Origin of the sequence: Mycobacterium sp. NPDC050853, assembly GCF_040653875.1 — a bacterium.
GTDB lineage: Bacteria > Actinomycetota > Actinomycetes > Mycobacteriales > Mycobacteriaceae > Mycobacterium.
Genome location: NZ_JBFAGW010000002.1, coordinates 235,578 through 250,295 on the forward strand (window position 1 = coordinate 235,578; position 14,718 = coordinate 250,295).

Below are 14,718 nucleotides of genomic sequence, written 5' to 3' on the forward strand. Positions count from 1 at the left end.
CGGATGAGCACGAGCACCGACGACCGCACAAGTAATGACGCGCAACGAACGACTCCCCTCGACATCGCCCTCGGCGTCGCCTGCGTGGTGTGGGTCGTCATGACGCTGTGGTCGGGCATTTCGACCGGCGGCGCGGGTCTACCTGTCATCGCGCAGACGATCACCACATTGGCACTGGTGGTGGCGGTCTTCGGGCACATGCTCAAACACCTGGGCGTCAAACTCGCCTTGGCATATTTCGTCATCGCGTCTGTTGTCGAGTGGGCATTCGAGCAGGCAAACATTAGTTTCGGCGGGTTCATTTGGGGAGATCTGCGCTACGGCGACATACCGATGATGGGCCCGCATATCGGCAGTGTTCCCCTACTGGTTCCCATCGGAATGGTCGCGTTGCTGTGGCCGGTCTACGTGATCATCAACGTGATACTCGACGGGAAGATCGTGGTGGACCCCCGCACACTGCGTCCGTGGCAGGTCGTGTGGCACTGCGTGCTCTACGGCACGCTGCACGCCTGGATCGCCTTCACAGCCGACGGCTTTTGCACGAAGTTCGGCATCTATGAATGGGTCGGCAAGTCCAAGGCCCTAGCCCCCGAGGACTCGTTCTTCGGAGATCCGGCACTGCCGATCGGCTGGGCAATCTGGGGTTTCCTGATCACCCTCATCATCTCCTTCGTGCTCCTGCCCATCCTGGGCAAGGATGCCCTCGCGCGGTCGGAACAGCGTCCGCTCAGCTGGGTAGACGCCGCACCCATCGTGGTCATCGGGGCATACGCCGTCGGACTGTTCCTCAACCCGGTAAACCAAACCACCGGCAGCGTCATCCTGTTCATGTTCGGATTTGTTTCGCTGCTCTCCCTCTACCGATTCACGGCAGCCGTGCTGGAGCAAGACCGAAACCACTGATGTAGCACGACCCGGGAATCACCCAGACTGCAAGCAGATCATGACAGTCAGCAAGCCACCTACTTACTGCTGATCAAACAGATACTCGACGAGACCGGGGCGATCCAAGACACCTGTTACCGGTGAGCCGTGCTCTCCGGTAGAACCGGTGGGGTGCTCCTCGTACGCCGCTTCTGCCGTGATGACTGGGATTGGGTACAGGAGTGGTTCCGGGACCCCGTGCTCGATCAGGAACTCGGCCCGCTGGATGACGAATGGTTAGAGCACGTCCTCACCGACCCCGGCAGCGCTGAGCTGGTCGTCATTCGGGAGAGCGAACCGGTCGCTCTGGTGGGATGTGTCTGGGGCCCAATCGAGCACACCGTGTCCGATATCGCGGTGCCGCGCTCATTGCGCCGGTCGGGTGTGGGCAGCCTGGCGCTGCGCGCAGTGTTGACCTGGCGCGGCCATCCCCCGGTATCGCGGTGGGTGGCCTACGTCCATCCGTCAAACCCTGCGGCCTTCGGATTCTTCACCGAGCAGGGCTGGAAGCACTTCGGTATCGACGACGGCATGCATACCTTCCGCCTCGTACTGACCTGACTCACGCCATCCGCTGCCGAGTTCTGTCGTCCGTATTCGGTAGGGTCCCTGCGCGTGACTCAGAGCGTGACCGTGAAATCTGTAAATGCCCGCCTAGCTGCGGAACTTGCTGTCGCCGAAGCCCAGGTGGCGGCCGCCGTGCGGCTGCTCGACGAGGGCTCGACGGTCCCGTTCATCGCGCGTTACCGCAAGGAGGTCACCGGCAGCCTGGACGACGGCCAGCTGCGCGATCTGGAGGAACGGCTGCGGTACCTGCGGGAACTCGACGACCGTCGCGCCACGGTCCTGGCCTCCATCGAGGAACAGGGCAAGCTCACCGACGATCTCAAGGCGGCGCTGCTGTCGGCCGATACCAAGGCGCGCGTCGAGGACATCTACCTGCCGTACAAGCCCAAGCGACGCACCAAGGCACAGATCGCTCGCGAGGCCGGGCTCACCCCACTGGCCGATCGGCTGCTGGCGGACCCAAGCCTGGTGCCCGATGAGGTGGCCGCCGAGTTCCTCACCGAGAACGTCGCCGACACCACGGCCGCACTCGACGGAGCCCGCCACATCCTCATCGAGCGCGCGGCAGAGGATGCCGAGCTCGTCGGTACCACTCGCACCAAATTCTGGTCGGAGGGCGCCCTGCGGACCGCACCCTGGTCCGAGGAGTCGGCGAAAACCGATGCAGCACAGAAGTATCGTGACTACTTCGAGTTCTCCGAATCGCTGGAGACCATGCCCTCGCACCGCGTTCTCGCCGTCATGCGCGGTGAGAAGGAGCAGGTCCTTGCCCTCAATTTCGATGGCGGCGACGACGCGCCGTATGAGGCCATGATCGCGCAATCGCTCGGGGTCAATCTCACCGCGAAGACCCCGGCGACAACGTGGCTGGCCGGTACCGTTCGCGTCGCCTGGCGCGCCAAGCTCATGTTCTCCGCTTCCGTCGATGCCCGCTTGAAGCTGCGTCAACGGGCCGAGGAAGAGGCCGTCGCGGTCTTCGCCCGCAACCTCAAGGATCTGCTGCTCGCCGCTCCCGCAGGTACCCGCGCCACGCTCGGCCTAGACCCCGGCTTCCGGACGGGTGTCAAGGTGGCCGTTGTGGACAGCACCGGCAAGGTAGTGGACACCTGCGCGGTCTACCCCCATCAGCCGCAGAAGAAGTGGGATGAGGCCAAGGCGACCCTGGCGGCGTTCGTCGCCCGCCACGGTGTCGAGTTGATCGCCGTCGGCAACGGAACCGCATCCCGCGAAACCGATGCCCTGGCAGCCGAACTCATCGCCGATATCAAAGCGGCGGGCGCCAAGGCTCCAACTAAGGCGATGGTGAGTGAAGCCGGCGCTTCGGTCTACTCCGCCTCCGCCTATGCCGCACATGAAATGCCCGACCTCGATGTGACGCTGCGCGGCGCCGTGTCGATCGCACGACGCCTGCAGGATCCGTTGGCCGAGTTGGTGAAGATCGAGCCCAAGTCCATCGGCGTCGGGCAGTACCAGCACGATGTCACCCCCGGGACACTCGCCCGCAGCCTGAATGCGGTCGTCGAGGATGCGGTGAACGCCGTCGGAGTCGACCTGAACACGGCCTCGGTGCCGCTGCTCGCGCGCGTGTCCGGGGTGACCGAATCCCTCGCTGAATCCATCGTCGCGCATCGCGAGAAGGTGGGCGCGTTCCGCAGTCGCAAGGGGCTGCTGAAGGTTCCCAGACTGGGCCCCAAGGCTTTTGAACAGTGCGCCGGATTCCTGCGTATCCGCGAGGGCGACGATCCGCTCGATGCATCCGGGGTGCATCCGGAGTCCTACCCGGTGGTGCACAAGATCCTGGACCGCTCGGGCATTACCCTCGCCAAGCTGATTGGCAACGAACGCTCGCTGCGGTCACTGAAGCCCACCGACTTCGCCGATGAGCGGTTCGGAATTCCCACCGTGACAGACATTCTCGGCGAGCTGGAGAAGCCGGGACGGGATCCGCGGCCCGCGTTCACGACGGCCACCTTCGCCGCCGGCGTCGAAAAGGTGACAGACCTGAAGGTCGGCATGGTGCTCGAGGGTGTGGTGACCAATGTCGCGGCCTTCGGCGCCTTCGTCGACGTCGGCGTGCATCAGGACGGCCTCGTACACGTCTCGGCGATGGCGGATCGATTCGTGTCCGACCCGCACGAGGTGGTCAAGTCCGGTCAGGTGGTGCGGGTCAAGGTCACCGATGTCGACATTCCGCGTCAGCGGATCGGTCTGAGCCTGCGCCTGAACGACGAGCCACAGCGCACCGAAGGCAAGCGTCCCGACCGCGGCGATGCACCCCAACGCGACAACAAGAATCAGGGTCGGCCAAACCAGAACCGCGGCAAGAATTCTGGACGCCGGGACGACAGCCCGCCAGGAGGGGCTATGGCGGAGGCACTACGCAACGCCGGTTTCGGGCGGTAATCACGATTACCGCCCGAAATTCATCCGCTCTTGTGCGGCAGTGCAGAATCGATCTCGCGCCTCGTCGCCGGTGAGACCTATCCGCACGAGGTCGTACGACGTCGCCAGCCGACACGGTGGCGTGCTGCCGTCCACCCGTCGCCCGTCGTTCTGAACTGACACAATCGGTACCAGCTGGTCGTTCTCGAACGTGTAGACGCGCATGAGCCAGCTGCGCATGGGTCCGGTCCCGTACTCGGCGACACGCCCCTCCCCTGCATGCCAGAAATCACTGCCAAACAGTGTCCCGACGTCATGCATCACGTCATCGCGCAGCTTTGGAGCGCGCACTTCGCGGAACTGCGTCGAATCGCCGGTCGCCCGCCACAATGCCCAGTGCGAGTTTGGGTGCACACCACCCGTATCGAGAGACAAGAGAAGCTCGTCTCGACCGTCACCGTCCAGGTCACGCAGAAGCATGACACCGGACTCGCTAGAGCCTTCGATGCGTTCGCTAACGGTTTGAACCATCATCCCGGTCCGGGTGAAGATCCGAATCTGGGCTGACGTACCGACGATCCGCTTCTCGAATCGGAGTCCTAGCGAGTCAATCGAACTGAGCTGACAATCCTTAGTACCACCACTGCCGAACGCGTTTCCGCATTGCGCAAGCGAAACGGTCTCAACTCGGCACGCCTCCACCCCGGTGGCACAGAGCAGCGCCGCAGCAGCCGCCAGTAACCGTCCCCAGAACACAGACGCAGCGTAATCGCACGACCGCCGCATGTCGGTGCCCCTGGTTAACGTGGCCCCGTGCTCACCACCGTGGCCATCCGGGGATACCGATCGCTGCGCGATCTTGTGCTGCCGCTTGCCCAACTCACCGTCGTCACCGGCGCCAACGGCACCGGAAAGTCCTCGCTGTACCGGGCACTTCAGCTACTGGCCGACTGCGGCCGTGGCGAGATCATCGGCTCGCTGGCGCGCCAGGGCGGATTGCAATCGGCGATGTGGGCCGGACCAGAGAATCTCAAGGGCGCGCGCCGCACCGGCACGGTGCAGGGCACGGTTCGCACTCGGCCCGTGTCGATCGAGCTGGGTTATGCATCAACGGATTTTGGCTATTTGGTGGACCTCGGCCTGCCGATTCCGAGCGATTCCGCCTTCGGTCGGGATCCGGAGATCAAGCGAGAGGCTGTGTTCACCGGGCCATCGCTTCGCCCCAGCGCGACCCTCGTGCGACGAACCCGCCCCGTGGTGGAGGCGCGTGCAGATTCGGGTCGCGGATTCGAAGGTTTCAGCCGCTCACTGCCGACGTACCGCAGCGTGCTCTCCGAATTCCCCGGCAGGTTCCCCGAATTGGGTGCGGTCCGGGACACCCTGCGCGGCTGGAGGTTCTACGACGGGTTTCGTGTGGACATGCTCGCGCCTGCGCGCCAACCTCAGATCGGTACGCGCACAACGGTTCTCTCCAATGACGGTAGTGACTTGGCGGCTGCCATCCAGACGATCATCGAAACCCGTAGCGACACCCTGGACAAGGCCGTTGCCGCAGCGTTCGACGGCGCCTCGGTGGCGGTCGGTGTCCGCGAAGGGATCTTCGATCTGCAGGTGCAGCAGTCCGGCATGCTGCGCCCGCTGCGTGCCGCGGAGCTGTCCGATGGCACCCTACGTTTCCTGCTGTGGGCTGCCGCGCTGCTGAGCCCCGAACCGCCGCCGCTGATGGTGCTCAACGAGCCGGAAACCTCGCTGCATCCTGATCTCATCGCTCCACTCGCGACGCTCATTCGCGCGGCGGCCGCGAAGACCCAGGTGGTGGTGATCACCCACGCCAGCGCTCTGGTGGATCATCTTGCCGCGCGGCCGTTGCGCGAGATCCTGGCCGGCGATGAGGACCGATTCGACGATGCGGGTTCGGCGGTGCGGCTCGAACTCGTCAAGGACTGGGGCGAGACTCAGATTGTGGGACTCGACGCGCTGAGGGCCCCGTCGTGGCATTGGGGTTCCCGCTGAGCGCGTACCGGGTCACCACTGGTTGTTGAACTTCGCGCCTCCGCCGTTGATGACGCTCTGGTGGCTCGCGTCGCCGGTCTGGGTGACGGCGTGGTGATGGTGGGCGCTCTGGCTGCCGCCTTCGGCGACGACGCTCGGGGCGGCCATCATCCAGAAGGCGGCCACTGCGGGGGCGAGGACTGCGAGTACCAAACCGGTCCAGATGACGAGCTTGCCGGCTGCGTTGACGACGAGATTCTTCATGGCCATTTCCTTTGCGGTGGAGGATGTCTTGCTCATGAACTAATCGTCGATCCGGCAGCGATCGGGCAGTAGACCCCACGAATTTGTGGGCTCACAAAGCTGATTTGTGCCTAACATGGATCATGTTGAGCGCTCGCATGCCAGAGCTGTCCGCGTTCGAGGTGCTGCTGGGAATCGCGAGGACCGGCAGCCTCGGCGCGACGGGCCGCGATCTCGGCCTGACCCAGCAGGCGGTATCGGCGCGCATTGCCTCCCTCGAAGCCCAGACCGGCGTACCACTGGTCACCAGGACTCCACGCGGCTCTCAGCTCACCGCGACCGGCGTGGCCGTGGCCGAGTGGGCAGCCAAGCTGTTGACCGTCGCGACCCAGGTGGACACCGCGCTGGCCTCGCTCCGTGAACAGGGCCGGGCCCGCGTCAAGGTGGCAGCGAGTCAGACCATCGCCGAGCAGCTCATGCCGCGCTGGTTGGTGTCGTTGCAGGCTGCGGCGGCCCGTTTGGGTACCTCTGCCGCCACCGTCGTGCTCACCGCGACCAACAGTGAGCATGCCGCCGAAGCGGTGCAGGACGGCAGCGCCGATGTCGGATTCATCGAGAGCCCCCTCGCGCCCAAGGGCTTACGGAGCAGGGTGGTCGCCCACGACCAACTGGTTGTCGTGGTGTCACCAGATCACAAGTGGGCCAAGCGCACCCGCCCGGTGACCGCACTCGAGCTGGCCCAGACACCGCTTGTCGCACGCGAAACCGGATCCGGCACCCGCGACTGGCTCACCGCGGCATTGCGCGACGCGCTCGGCACCACCGAGCAGGCCGCGCCGGTCCTGGAGCTGTCCTCCGCCGCGGCGGTTAGGTCGGCGGTACGTGCCGGAGCCGGTCCAGCGGTGATGAGCACGCTGGCGGTCAGCGACGACCTGACACTGGGCAGGCTTCGCGCTATCGCGGTGGCGGACGCTGATCTGCACCGCGACCTTCGCGCCATCTGGCGCGGCGCACGGGTACCGCCCGCCGGCGCCGTTCGTGACCTACTCAGCCATATCGTGGGGTTCCGGGGCGAGCGGCGGTAGCCGCACCTGCACGCCCACCGCGGGCGAGTTGCTCCCGGTGAGCCGAAGGGTTGCCAGGCCGCCGATGCAGACTGTTGGGTGAACGGTCGAACCTCGGGAAGGGAACGAAGTGCCAGAAGCGTCACGGGACAACGTACTGATCGTGCATTGGCACGACCTTGGTCGCTACCTGGGCACCTACGGACATCCCGACGTGTCCAGCCCACACCTGGATCAGCTGGCCGCCGACGGCATCCTCTTCACCCGCGCCCATGCCACGGCACCACTGTGCTCACCCTCACGTGGTTCCCTTTTCACCGGACGCTACCCACAGAGCAATGGCCTCATCGGCCTGGCCCACCATGGCTGGGAATACCGCGCCGGTGTGCGCACCCTCCCCCAAATTCTGTCCGGATCGGGCTGGCACACAGCACTGTTCGGAATGCAGCACGAGACCGCGTATCCGGCCAAGCTCGGATTCGACGAGTACGACGTGTCGAACTCGTATTGCGAATACGTGGTGGAACAGGCGACACGCTGGTTGCGCAATTCACCCGACAAGCCGTTTCTGCTCACTGCTGGATTCTTCGAGACGCATCGCCCGTTCCCCCGGGAGCGCTATGAACCGTCCGACGCCCAGACGGTGAACGTCCCCGACTATCTGCCCGACACCCCGGAGGTGCGCGAGGACCTCGCCGAGTTCTACGGCTCCATCTCGGTGGCCGACGCCAAGGTCGGCGAGCTGCTCGACGTATTGACCGAGACCGGCCTCGACCAGAACACCTGGGTCGTGTTCATGACCGACCATGGCCCGGCATTGCCACGGGCCAAGTCCACCCTGTACGACGCCGGCACCGGTATCGCGTTGATCGTGCGGCCCCCGCGGGCTCATGCCACCGAATCCCGCCGGTACGACGAGCTCTTCAGCGGTGTCGATCTGCTACCCACGCTTCTAGAGCTACTCGGTGTGGAGATTCCCGAGGAGGTGCAGGGAGTTTCACACGCCCGCAATATCGCTAAGGCATCGGGCGAACTAGAGCACGTTCGTTCTGAGCTATTTACCGCGAAGACATATCATGATTCCTTCGATCCCATTCGAGCTATTCGAACAAAGCAATACAGCTATATAGAGAATTACGCGCAACGACCAATCCTCGACTTGCCGTGGGATATTGCCGATAGTCCACCGGGCCGGGCAGTTGCCGCGCATATCACCAATCCGCGCCCGCATCGAGAGCTCTATAACCTCGACACCGATCCAGGAGAGACGCACAACCTGCTCGGACTCGACACCAATCAGGAATCGACGGCCATCGCCGACGATCTGGCGCTGCGCCTCAACGACTGGCGAGAGAAGACCCTCGACGTCATTCCCTCGGATTTTGCGGGCACGCGCATTTCTGCGCGATACACCGAGACATTCCTGCGCGTCCATGGTCGGCCCGGCGCCAACCGTTCAGCCATCGCCGACGAACGCGGTATCGAGCAATAGTTATTTTCGCGGTGATTGCAATTCACGGCGAACCCAATTAGTCGAATGCAAAACAATTGCGGTTAGGCTACTGCGCATGCCCGACCATCCCACCGCATATCTGGTGCTTGCATCGCAGCGCAGTGGCAGCACCCTGCTGGTGGAATCCCTGCGCGCGACCGGTGTGGCCGGCGAACCGCAGGAGTTCTTCCAGTACCTGCCCACAACCAGCCAGGCCCCGCAGCCGCGGGAATGGTTCGCCGGCGTCCAGGACGACTCGATCCTGCGTCTGCTTGACCCGTTGGACCAGGGCAAGCCCGATCTCGCGCCCGCGACAATCTGGCGCGACTACATCCGCACCGTCGGGCGCACCCCGAACGGAATCTGGGGCGGCAAGCTCATGTGGAATCAGACGCCGCTGCTGCTCAACCGCGCCCAGGGGCTCCCCGACCGTTCCGGCGACGGGCTGGTCGACGCCATCCGTGACACCGTCGGGAGCGACCCAGTGCTGGTGCATGTCTACCGGCCGGACGTTGTTTCCCAAGCGGTTTCGTTTTGGCGTGCGGTGCAGACCCGAGTGTGGCGCGGACGTCCCGACCCGGTGCGCGATGCCCGCGCCGAATACCACGCGGGGGCCATCGCCCACGTCATCACGATGCTGCAGGCACAGGAGGCCGGGTGGCGCCGCTGGTTCGCCGAGGAGAACATCCAGCCCATCGATATCTCCTACCCGTACCTGTGGCGCAACCTGACCCAGGTGGTCGCCACCGTTCTCGAGGCCCTCGGGGAAGACCCGCGGCTCGCGCCGGCACCGGCCCTGGAACGGCAGGCAGATCAGCGGTCCGATGACTGGGTGGACCGATACCGAGCCGATGCGGAAAAGGAGGGGCTGCCACTATGAGCGACACCACGACGACACTGGAAAACCCACTGCAGGTCAACGAGCTTCGGCTGCTTGAGGCCGAGGCGGTGCACATCATCCGCGAGGTGGTGGCCGAGCTGCAACGCCCGGTACTGCTGTTCTCGGCGGGCAAGGACTCGATCGTCCTGCTGAGGCTCGCGGAGAAGGCCTTCCGGCCCGCGCCGCTGCCCTTCCCGGTCTTGCACGTGGACACCGGGCACAACTTCCCCGAGGTCATCGAATTCCGCGACCACCGCACCGCCGCGCATGGCCACAAGCTGATCGTGGCCTCGGTTCAGGAAACCATCGACGCCGGGCGCGTCGCCGACCCGGGCCCGGGTGCCTCCCGGAACCGGCAGCAGACCCGAACGTTGTTGGACGCCTTGGAGGTCGGTGGTTTCGACGCGGCGTTCGGCGGTGCACGCCGCGACGAGGAACGCGCCCGCGCCAAGGAACGCATCCTGAGCTTCCGGGATGAGTTCGGGCAGTGGGACCCGCGGGCGCAGCGGCCCGAACCCTGGTCGCTGTACAACGGCCGCATCCGTAAGGGCGAACAGGTTCGCGTCTTTCCGTTGAGCAACTGGACCGAGCTCGATATCTGGCGCTATATCCAGCTGGAAGACCTTGCGCTGCCGCCGATTTACTTCGCACACCAGCGCGAGGTATTCGAGCGTGACGGCATTTTGCTGGCCACCTCCGAGTACGCCACCCCGCTCGGCGAGGAGAAGGCAGCCACCGAATGGGTGCGCTACCGCACCGTAGGCGATATGACCATCACCGGCGCCGTCCGGTCCCAGGCCACCGAGATCGAAGGGGTGATCGCGGAAATCTCTGCGGCCACCGTCTCCGAACGCGGCGAGACCCGCGCCGATGACCGCACGTCGGTGGCCGCCATGGAAGACCGGAAACGAGAGGGCTACTTCTGATGAGTACTCAGACTGCGGTGGACACCCGCCAACTGCTGCGCATCGCCACCGCGGGTTCGGTGGACGACGGCAAGAGCACGCTCATCGGGCGGCTGCTGCATGACACCGACAGCCTGCCGGTCGACCACCTGGAAGCCGTCACCGATGACGAGGGCGTGGCCGATCTCGCCGCACTCTCGGACGGTCTGCGCGCCGAACGCGAACAGGGCATCACCATCGACGTCGCCTACCGCTTCTTCTCCACCGAGAACCGCAGTTACATCCTGGCCGACACCCCCGGCCACGAGCGCTACACCCGCAACATGTTCACCGGCGCCTCCAACGCGCATGTCGCGATCCTGCTCGTCGACGCACGGGCCGGGGTGCTGCGCCAGACTCGCCGCCACGCCCGCATCGCAAAGCTGTTGGGTATCAAGCATTTCGTGGCCGCGGTGAACAAGATCGACCTGGTGGACTTCGATGCCCAGCGCTTCGACGAGGTGGCTCGCGAGCTGCATCTGCTGGCCGACCGGCTCGGCAAGGTGGACATCACGGTCATACCGATCGCGGCCAAACACGGCGACAACGTGGTGCATCGCTCCGAGAACACCTCCTGGTACGCCGGTCCGACCCTGCTCGAATACCTTGAAGGCGTCGAGCTTTCGCCCCCACAGCCAGAGGCCGCCAAGCTTCGCCTACCCGTGCAGTGGGTCTCGCGGCCCACCGCCGATCAGCGCCGCCGGTACACCGGCCGGCTCGCAGCCGGCACGCTCAGCGTCGGAGATCCGGTGGTGAACCTGCCGTCCGGTGCACGCTCGACGGTGACAGTGGTCGACACCCTCGACGAAAACCGTTCCACCGGTGTGGCTCCACTATCGGTGTCGATCGAATTGGCCGACGATATCGACGTGGGCCGCGGCGATGTGTTGGTGAGCGGCGCCGAAGACGCTGAATGGCCGGTGCTGGCCCGAGAACTGGATGCCACGGTCTGCTGGTTCACCAATGGCCCGCTGCGGGCGGGCGACCGGTTGGCGCTCAAACAGGGCACCCGAACGGTGCGGGCCACCGTTCAGGCACTGCACACCCGCCTCGATCCGGAGACCCTCGACGAGCTGGACGGCCCGGTTGAGTTGGCACTCAACGACGTCGGCTCGGTCACCCTGCGCACCAGTTCGGTGGTGGTGGCCGATTCGTATGCGGAGAGCAGGGACAGCGGCGCGTTCATCCTGATCGACGAGGCGTCCAACGACACCGTCGGCGCCGGCACCATCACGGAGGCGCGCGAGGTCAAGCCCGAGACGCACTCACGCACCGATATCCGCTGGCACCCTTCGGCGCTGGACCGCGAATATCGTTGGGACAGCACCACTCAGCGCGGCGCCATCATCTGGTTCACCGGCCTGCCCGCATCCGGAAAGTCCACCATCGCGGTGGCGGTCGAACGAGCACTGGTGGAGTCCGGGCAGGTGGCCTATCTGCTCGACGGCGACAACCTGCGCCATGGACTATCCGATGACCTCGGGTTCTCCCCGGGCGACCGCGCCGAGAACATCCGCCGGGTATCGCACCTGACGCGGTTGTTCGCCGATGCGGGGGTGGTCGCGCTGGCATCGCTGGTGTCGCCGCTGCGCTCAGACCGCGAGACCGCGCGCAGTATCAACGCCGCAGCCAAATTGCCGTTCATCGAGGTGTACATCTCCACACCGCTGTCCGAATGCGAGAAGCGGGACCCCAAGGGTCTGTATGCGCGGGCACGTGCGGGTGAGTTGAAGGGTTTAACGGGTGTCGAGGCACCCTATGAAGCTCCGGAGAATCCCGAGCTGGTGCTCGACACTACCGGTGCCGATATCGACGGGCTGGTCGCCCAGGTGCTTGATGTTCTCAACCGCGCTCGCTGAGCGCGGTTGAGAACAAACTGGCTTAAGTGCGGTTGGCTGCGCGCTCGAGGACGGGCCGCTGTTCGGGGCAGTACTCGTCGATGGAAGCAGACAGGAACTGCCACTTCTGCTCGGTGCTGGACTTCCGATCGAGGCTCTTGGCCAGGAAATCGGCGGCCTGGTAGGCGTCCTTGTCGATGCCGGTATCCAGCCGGTGGCAGGCGATCTTGCCGAGGTACGCGGTCTTGTCCGGCGGCGCGTAGATGCCGTACGAGTGCAACGTCTCGTTGAAACTGACGTCATCGGCATGTGCCGGAGAGGCCATGGCGATCGCGGCGGCGCCAGCACCCATAGCGATCGCTGCAGTAAGACTGAGTCCCTTCATGGCTGTGAGTCTACATCCGTTGACCTCACGGGACATAGGTTCGCGGATGTCATCGTGATTGACACCACTGTCAGCGCGATCTGGCGATCGGGGCTCCCCACCTCAAGATGTTGCCAAGACGGGTGAAATTCGCGGTTTCGGGGCCTACTCTCCCCCGGTGATTCCTGCCCCGCCCACCCGTCCCGCACCGCAACGCGTCGCCGACCCGCGACTGCGACGTGTCCTGAAGGACGACGCACACAAACTGACCTCCGTCGGCGGGCTCGCCGCACTGTCCCTGGATGCACTGTCCTCTGTGGCCTATGGCCCGGAGGCCATCGTGCTCGCCCTGATCGCCGGCGGTGTCGGCGCCATCGCCTTCACCCTGCCGGTGGCCATCGCGATCACGGTGCTGCTCATCGTGCTGGTTTTCTCCTACCGTCAGGTGATTGCGGTCCACCCCGAGGGCGGGGGCTCGTACGCCGTGGCCAAGAAGGACCTCGGCCGCGGGGCCAGCCTGTTGGCTGCCGCGAGTCTGGTCGTCGACTACGTACTGACCGTCTCGGTAAGCCTGGCTGCGGGGGCGGCAAGCCTGGCAAGCGCTTTCCCCACCCTGGCTCCGCATCTGCTGTCCATCACGTTGATCGGCCTGGCGATCCTGACCGTTCTCAACATGATCGGAATCAGCGAGTCGGCCAAGGTGCTCATGCTGCCGACATTCGTTTTCATCGTCTGCATCGTGGCGGTCATCGTCTTCGGGCTCGCACACTCCACTCCGGTCGCCGTCATCGGCACGGATCTCGGCCCCATCGAGCCTGTCAGTGCGCTCGGAATCATCCTGGTTCTCAAGGCATTCGCGGCCGGATGCTCGTCGTTGACGGGTGTGGAAGCCATCGCGAACGGTGTCCCCGCATTCAAGACACCCGCCATCAAGCGGGCCCAGCACACCGAGGTTGCCCTCGGAATCCTGTTGGGCGTCATGCTGATCGGGCTCAGCATCCTCATCAAAGCGCACCATGTGGTGCCCCGCGGTGACGTCACCATTCTGGCGCAACTCTCCGCGGCGGCGTTCGGCACAGGATTGCCCTTCTACATCACGAACGTAACCGTGGCGCTGATCCTCGGGTTCGCCGCCAACACCAGTTTCGGTGGACTGCCAGTGCTGATGAGCCTGCTCGCCAAGGACGACCGGATGCCTCACCTGTTCGGGCTGCGGGCGGAGAAGCCGGTCTATCGATACGGTGTCGGGGCGCTCGCCGTGTTCGCGGCGCTGATTCTCATCGCCAGTGCCGCCGACACCCACCGACTGTTACCGCTGTTCGCGATCGGCGTCTTCATCGGATTCACCATCAGCCAAACCGGTTTGGTCAAGCACTGGTTCGGTGCGCGCACCCCCGGCTGGCACTGGAAGGCTGCCCTCAACGGGTTCGGTGCCGTGCTATCGGCCGTGGCGATGATCGTCTTCTTCGCCAGTAAGTTCACCGAGGGCGCCTGGCTGCTCCTCATCGTCATCCCGCTGTTGGTCCTGCTGTTCGGGCGTACCGAGAACTACTACCAGGGTGTCAAACGCGAACTGGCGCTGGATAAATTGCCCCCGCTCACCCCCAATCCCCCGGACCAGACACCCTTGGTGATCGTGCCGATCGACGACATCAACAAGCGGACAGTCCAGCTGTTGGAGGCCGCACTACACCTTGGCGGCGAGGTGGTACCGGTCATCATCAGCCGCACGGATCAGAAGGCGGAGGCGATCACCACGCGTTGGGCGCAATGGAATCCAGGGCTTGAGCTCGTCGTCCTGCCTACCGGGCATCGGTCCCTGGTGACCCCGCTAGTCGAGTACGTCAAGAAGCGGCAGTCCGACGGTCGGCAGGTGACGGTCCTCATCACGGAGATCAAGACGAAACGGCGCTGGCAGCAGATCCTGCACAATCAGACCGGTATCGTGCTGACCGCCAACCTCATTGACCGCACCGACGCGATCGTCGCCAACTATCCCTACCGGATGAACTGACCGCCGCACCT

Annotated in this window: 13 protein-coding genes; 10 read left to right on the top strand and 3 right to left on the bottom strand. The window is 64.8% G+C overall.

Annotation, left to right across the window (positions count from 1 at the left end; all coding sequences use genetic code 11):
• The first annotated feature begins 3 nt into the window (after positions 1-3).
• From AB0H22_RS09425 to AB0H22_RS09435, 3 genes are all read left to right on the top strand, one after another.
• The gene (locus tag AB0H22_RS09425) at positions 4-906 is read left to right on the top strand and encodes a hypothetical protein (protein WP_358146423.1); all 903 of its coding nucleotides are present in this window, start codon (positions 4-6) and stop codon (positions 904-906) included.
• Between the two features lie 129 nt (positions 907-1,035).
• On the top strand, positions 1,036-1,488 hold the full coding sequence (locus AB0H22_RS09430) for a GNAT family N-acetyltransferase (RefSeq protein WP_358146424.1): 453 nt from the start codon (positions 1,036-1,038) through the stop codon (positions 1,486-1,488).
• 54 nt (positions 1,489-1,542) lie between these two features.
• A complete protein-coding gene (locus AB0H22_RS09435) occupies positions 1,543-3,897 on the top strand; it encodes a Tex family protein (protein ID WP_358146425.1) in 2,355 nt (784 codons plus the stop codon).
• A 6-nt stretch (positions 3,898-3,903) separates the two neighbouring features.
• Here the strand turns inward: AB0H22_RS09435 and AB0H22_RS09440 are convergent, their stop codons facing one another.
• The gene (locus AB0H22_RS09440) at positions 3,904-4,632 is read right to left on the bottom strand and encodes a hypothetical protein (RefSeq protein WP_358146426.1); all 729 of its coding nucleotides are present in this window, start codon (positions 4,630-4,632) and stop codon (positions 3,904-3,906) included.
• Positions 4,633-4,689: 57 nt separating this feature from the next.
• Here AB0H22_RS09440 and AB0H22_RS09445 point away from each other — a divergent pair, with 57 nt between their 5' ends.
• On the top strand, positions 4,690-5,889 hold the full coding sequence (locus AB0H22_RS09445) for an AAA family ATPase (RefSeq protein ID WP_358146427.1): 1,200 nt from the start codon (positions 4,690-4,692) through the stop codon (positions 5,887-5,889).
• A gap of 12 nt (positions 5,890-5,901) precedes the next feature.
• Here AB0H22_RS09445 and AB0H22_RS09450 read toward each other — a convergent pair whose 3' ends face one another.
• Entirely contained in the window at positions 5,902-6,168 is a 267-nt protein-coding gene (locus AB0H22_RS09450) for a hypothetical protein (protein ID WP_358146428.1), read from the bottom strand.
• A gap of 83 nt (positions 6,169-6,251) precedes the next feature.
• Between AB0H22_RS09450 and AB0H22_RS09455 the strand changes: the two genes are divergently transcribed.
• The 5 genes from AB0H22_RS09455 to cysC all read left to right on the top strand — a co-directional run bounded on the left by AB0H22_RS09455 (position 6,252) and on the right by cysC (position 12,350).
• Complete coding sequence (locus AB0H22_RS09455; RefSeq protein WP_358146704.1) at positions 6,252-7,196, top strand: LysR family transcriptional regulator; 945 nt, start codon at positions 6,252-6,254, stop codon at positions 7,194-7,196.
• A 109-nt stretch (positions 7,197-7,305) separates the two neighbouring features.
• Complete coding sequence (locus AB0H22_RS09460; protein WP_358146429.1) at positions 7,306-8,667, top strand: sulfatase; 1,362 nt, start codon at positions 7,306-7,308, stop codon at positions 8,665-8,667.
• A 76-nt stretch (positions 8,668-8,743) separates the two neighbouring features.
• The gene (locus AB0H22_RS09465; RefSeq protein ID WP_180751710.1) at positions 8,744-9,547 is read left to right on the top strand and encodes a Stf0 family sulfotransferase; all 804 of its coding nucleotides are present in this window, start codon (positions 8,744-8,746) and stop codon (positions 9,545-9,547) included.
• On the top strand, positions 9,544-10,473 hold the full coding sequence (gene cysD, locus AB0H22_RS09470; protein ID WP_358146430.1) for a sulfate adenylyltransferase subunit CysD: 930 nt from the start codon (positions 9,544-9,546) through the stop codon (positions 10,471-10,473). Before AB0H22_RS09465 ends, cysD begins: the two co-directional genes overlap by 4 nt.
• Positions 10,473-12,350 carry an adenylyl-sulfate kinase gene (gene cysC, locus AB0H22_RS09475; protein WP_180751708.1) on the top strand — a complete coding sequence of 626 codons (1,878 nt, stop codon included), beginning with the start codon at positions 10,473-10,475 and terminating at the stop codon, positions 12,348-12,350. Before cysD ends, cysC begins: the two co-directional genes overlap by 1 nt.
• 22 nt (positions 12,351-12,372) lie before the next feature.
• Here the strand turns inward: cysC and AB0H22_RS09480 are convergent, their stop codons facing one another.
• Complete coding sequence (locus AB0H22_RS09480) at positions 12,373-12,714, bottom strand: DUF732 domain-containing protein (RefSeq protein WP_180751707.1); 342 nt, start codon at positions 12,712-12,714, stop codon at positions 12,373-12,375.
• A 157-nt stretch (positions 12,715-12,871) separates the two neighbouring features.
• Here AB0H22_RS09480 and AB0H22_RS09485 point away from each other — a divergent pair, with 157 nt between their 5' ends.
• Entirely contained in the window at positions 12,872-14,707 is a 1,836-nt protein-coding gene (locus AB0H22_RS09485; RefSeq protein ID WP_358146431.1) for an APC family permease, read from the top strand.
• Positions 14,708-14,718 lie beyond the last annotated feature (11 nt).